General features: G+C 71.1%; 4 protein-coding genes and 1 tRNA gene. 3 read left to right on the top strand and 2 right to left on the bottom strand.

What is annotated here, in order from left to right:
• Window positions 1-48: 48 nt before the first annotated feature.
• Window positions 49-121, bottom strand: a tRNA-Ala gene (locus AB0B89_RS35200).
• Window positions 122-285: 164 nt separating this feature from the next.
• On the opposite strand from AB0B89_RS35200, the gene AB0B89_RS35195 reads away from it, so the two are divergent.
• Window positions 286-834, top strand: coding sequence for a hypothetical protein (locus AB0B89_RS35195; protein ID WP_358561741.1), 549 nt, complete (start codon window positions 286-288; stop codon window positions 832-834).
• 75 nt (window positions 835-909) lie between these two features.
• On the opposite strand, the gene AB0B89_RS35190 is transcribed toward AB0B89_RS35195, so the two are convergent.
• Window positions 910-2406, bottom strand: a complete 1497-nt coding sequence (locus tag AB0B89_RS35190) for a von Willebrand factor type A domain-containing protein (protein WP_358561738.1) — start codon at window positions 2404-2406, stop codon at window positions 910-912.
• Between the two features lie 217 nt (window positions 2407-2623).
• Here AB0B89_RS35190 and AB0B89_RS35185 point away from each other — a divergent pair, with 217 nt between their 5' ends.
• Window positions 2624-4021: a selenium-binding protein SBP56-related protein gene (locus AB0B89_RS35185; RefSeq protein ID WP_358561735.1), complete on the top strand. Its 1398-nt coding sequence runs from the start codon at window positions 2624-2626 to the stop codon at window positions 4019-4021.
• Between the two features lie 13 nt (window positions 4022-4034).
• Window positions 4035-4238, top strand: coding sequence for a hypothetical protein (locus AB0B89_RS35180; protein WP_358561744.1), 204 nt, complete (start codon window positions 4035-4037; stop codon window positions 4236-4238).
• Window positions 4239-4265 lie beyond the last annotated feature (27 nt).

The following is a 4265-nucleotide window of genomic DNA, read 5'->3' as shown; positions in this document are numbered from 1 at the left end:
GGACGGGATCGTCAACGCGCATCAGGCCACTTCACGAACGGCCCGGTGTGGAGCTATGGGGATTCGAACCCCAGACCTCCTCCATGCCATGGAGGCGCGCTACCAGCTGCGCCATAGCCCCAGGTCACACCACGGGCGAACATCTGCCCGCTTTCGGTGCCACGCCAGTGTATCGGACATCGCCGGTCGGGCCGAACCGCCGGGGTTTCCCGGGTACGCGTTGACACCGATGCTCACGCAGGGTAACGATTAGTCACCCAAAGTCACCCCCCGTGAGGAGCCGAGATGCAACCGACCCCCCAGGAGCTCAACGCCGGATCCGCCTTCGACACCAGCGACGTCAACCAGGACGGCTACATCGACGAGGAGGACATGAGCCTCGTCGGCCCCATGCTGGCCGACCGCCTTGGCCTGTCCGCCGACGCCCCCGCCCGCGCCCACCTGCGGGAGGCCTACGCCCAGGTCTGGGAGAACATCGTGGCCGAGGTGGGCACCGACGACCAGGGCCGCGTCAGCCGCCAGAGGTACGTCGAGTACACCGTGTCCCCCAAGCTCGACAGGACCGCGTTCATCGTGGCCATCGTCTGGCCCATCACCGACGCCCTCTGGGACGCCCTCGACGCCGACGGCGACCAGAAGCTCAGCATGGAGGAGTATCTCCACCTGTGGTCGGCCTACGAGGTGGAGACCTCCGAGGCGCGCGAGGCGTTCATCCTCCTGGACACCGACGGCGACCGGCATCTGGCGAAGGACGAGTTCGCCCAGGCGATGTACGACTTCTACTTCAGCGACGACGCCAGGAAGGCCGCCATCCCGATCCTCGGACGGTCCTGACGCCCCCGGGCCGGCGCCCAGGGTCCCGCTGACCCCGGCTTGGCGGCCGTGCCGGGCGGCACCCACAGCCCCGGCTCAGTCCAGTGAGCCGGCCGTTCGGATCAGCTCCGCCAGCTCGGCGACCATGGGGTCCTCGGTCGCCGCCGCCAGCCGCGACGCGTGACCGGCCAGGCCGTCGAGGCTCTCGGTGAACAGCTCGTCGTCGGTGTGCCTCAGCCGCTCGGCGAAGGCCGCGACCACCGCGTCCACCTGGAGCCGCGGCGGCGCGGCCTCCCACAGGGCGTCCGCCAGCTCCGAGGTGTCCACCGCGCGGCTCGTCTCGGCCGGTTCCCGGGTGTCGGGGTCCTGCCAGCGGACCGTCGCCATGGCGACCTGCCCCGAGGTCCCCGGCCGCAGCCGCACCGCGTACAGCGCGGTGACCGAGTGGCCCGGCCCCACCTCGCCGCCGTCCTTGGCGTCGTCGCGGAAGTCCTGCTGGGCGAGCGTGCGGTTCTCGTACCCGAGGAGCCGGTAGGACCCGACCGTGGCAGGGTTGAACGCGACCTGCGCCTTGGCGTCACGCGCCCGCAGCTCCAGGCCGGCCGGCAGCCGCTCCGCGAAGATCTCGCGCGCCTCCTCCGGCGTGCTGACGTAGACCGCCGCGCCGTCGCCGTTGTCGGCGAGCTGCTCCATCAGCGCGTCGCCGTACTCCCGCCCGACGCCGACGCACAGCAGCGTGATCCCGTGCCCGGCCTGCTCCTCGACCCGGTCGAGGATGCCCTGCCAGGAGGTGTTCCCGGTGTTGGCCAGGCCGTCGGAGAGCAGTATGACCCGGTTCGTCGCGACCGCACGGAACGCCCGCGCCGCCTCCCCGTACCCGGTGACGAGCCCGGCTTCGAGGTCGGTGGAGCCCTCGGTGCCGAGGGAGTCGACCGCCGCGTGCAGCTCGTCCCTCCGGCTCGCCGGGGTCATGGAGACGCGCAGCCGCGCCTGGTCGCTGAAGGAGACGATCGACACCTGGTCGCCGGGCCCGAGCTGGTCCACCAGGGTGTGCAGGGCCCCCCGCACGAGGTCGAGCCGTCCCGGTTCGCCCATGGAGCCGGACACGTCCACCACGAACGTGAGGTTGGCGGGCCTGCGGGCGGCGGCCTCGGCGGCCCTGGTCCGCAGCCCGACCCTCAGCAGCGCGGACCCGTCCCCCGCGCCCCTGGCCCCGTCGAGCTGGACGGCGAAGCCGTCACCGGACGGCTCGGCGTACCCCTGCTCGAAGGCGTTCACGAACTCCTCCGGCCTCACCCGCGCGGGGTCGGGGAGCCGCCCCTGCTTGAGGCCGGCCCGCGCGTAGCCGTAGGAGGCGGTGTCGACGTCGAGGGCGAAGGTGGAGATCTCGTCGGCGGACCGGCTGCGGGCCGGGCTCGGCGCCGCGCGCGACGTGGCCGCACCGGACGCGTCGTCGGGTGCGGTCGTGGCGCGCTCGGCGCCGGAGGGGTAGGAGGGTTCGTGCTCCTTGGCGGTCTCGTTGGACGTGGCGCCGCACGCCGAGACGAGCAGGACGAGCGCCACCAGGACGCAGGCGAGGATCGGTGACTTCATCGGGGGCCTCCCTCGTTGTCACCCCCTACGACGGACCGCGCACGGCTTCCGGCCGAGCCGTCACCCAAGCGACTGCCAACCGTTCCCGCCGCGTGACCATCGCCTCAAGCCCAGGAACTTTTCGGACGTACCATCCCGAAACGGAACCGCCCCCTAGACAAGACCGGGTTTCCCTACAAGATTGATGGGTTATTGGTCTCGCCCGAAGGGGGTCATCTTGCTCATCCAGCCCGATCCCACGTTCTACCCTTCCGCCAGGGAAGCCATGGCCGCGCCCCGTGAGCTGCTCGCGTACGTCGCGCTCCTCGACACCGAGGGCGAGGGACGGCCCGACGGGCTCGCGACGGTCGACCTCGATCCGGCCTCGCCCGGCTACGGCACCGTGGTGAACGTCCACGACATGTCCGTGCCCGGCGACGAGCTCCACCATTTCGGATGGAACGTCTGCAGCGCCGCGCTGTGCCCGTACGCGCCGCACCCGCACGTCGAGCGGCGCTACCTCGTCATCCCCGGACTCCGGTCGTCCCGCATCTACATCTTCGACGTCAAGGACGACCCCGCGCATCCCAAGCTTGTCAAGACCATCGAGCCGGAGACCGTGTTCGAGCGCACCGGGTACAGCCGCCCGCACACCGTGCACTGCGGGACCGACGCGATCTACGTCAGCGCCCTCGGGAACGTCGAAGGCGACGCCCCGGGCGGGGTGTTCATGCTCGACCACGACACCTTCGAGCCGATCGGCCCGTGGGAGGCCGACCGGGGGCCGCAGCGGCTGCACTACGACTTCTGGTGGCATCTCGGGCGCGACACGATGATCAGCAGCGAGTGGGGCACCCCGAACATGATCGAGGCGGGCCCCGACCTGGACCTGCTGGTCAACCGCGAGTACGGCCACCGGCTGCACGTCTGGGACCTGCGCAAGCGCACCCACCTGCAGGAGATCGACCTCGGCGACCAGCACCAGATGGCCCTGGAGCTCCGCCCCGCCCACGACCCGACCAAGACGTACGGGTTCGTCAACACCGTGATCAGCGTCGAGGACCTGTCGGCGAACATCTTCACGTGGTATCTGGACGACGGCGTCTGGAAGGCCAGGAAGACGATCACGATCCCGGCCGAGCCCGCCGACCCCGCCCTGCTGCCCGAACCGCTCAAGCAGTTCGGCGCCGTCCCGCCGCTGGTCAGCGACATCTCCCTGACGCTGGACGACCGCATCCTGCTCGTCTCCGCCTGGGGCACCGGCGAGTTGCTGGCGTACGACGTCTCCGATCCGCTGAACCCCCGCCAGACCGGGTCGGTCCGCATCGGCGGCATCGTCCGCCGCGACGCGCACCCGAGCGCGCCCGGCAAGGCCCTGAACGGCGGCCCGCAGATGGTCGAGGTGAGCAGGGACGGCAGGCGGGTCTACTTCACCAACTCCCTCTACCGCTCGTGGGACGAGGTGTTCTACCCCGACGGCATCTCCGGCTGGCTGGCCAAGGTGGACATCGCCGACGACGGGTCGATCGCCGTGGACCCGGACTTCCTCGTCGACTTCGCCGGGGACGGGCGAAGGCCCCACCAGGTCCGGCTCCAGGGCGGCGACTCCTCCTCCGACTCCTTCTGCTACCCCTGATCAGCCGGCGGCCATGGAACTCACCCAGTGGCTCGTCCTGGCCGGGTTCGGCGCCTTCCACGGCCTGAACCCGGCCATGGGATGGCTGTTCGCGGTCGCGCTCGGCCTGCAGGAGCGCTCGCGCCGCGCCGTGCTCGCGGCGCTGCCGCCCATCGTCGCCGGGCACGCCGCCTCGGTGCTCGTCACGCTCAGACGCTCCAGCTCGCCCCTGATGTAGTCGCGGGTGGCCAGGTCGCCGAGGGCA

It is taken from the genome of Sphaerisporangium sp. NPDC049002, assembly GCF_040649355.1.
Lineage (GTDB): Bacteria > Actinomycetota > Actinomycetes > Streptosporangiales > Streptosporangiaceae > Sphaerisporangium.
The sequence above is the reverse complement of the archived record's forward strand: the minus strand, read 5'-3'. Positions and strand labels throughout refer to the sequence as shown.

Coding starts and splice junctions, on each gene's coding strand:
- AB0B89_RS35195 (WP_358561741.1), top strand. CDS start 286: ATGCAACCGACCCCCCAGGAGCTCAACGCCGGATCCGCCTTCGACACC.
- AB0B89_RS35190 (WP_358561738.1), bottom strand. CDS start 2,406: ATGAAGTCACCGATCCTCGCCTGCGTCCTGGTGGCGCTCGTCCTGCTC.
- AB0B89_RS35180 (WP_358561744.1), top strand. CDS start 4,035: ATGGAACTCACCCAGTGGCTCGTCCTGGCCGGGTTCGGCGCCTTCCAC.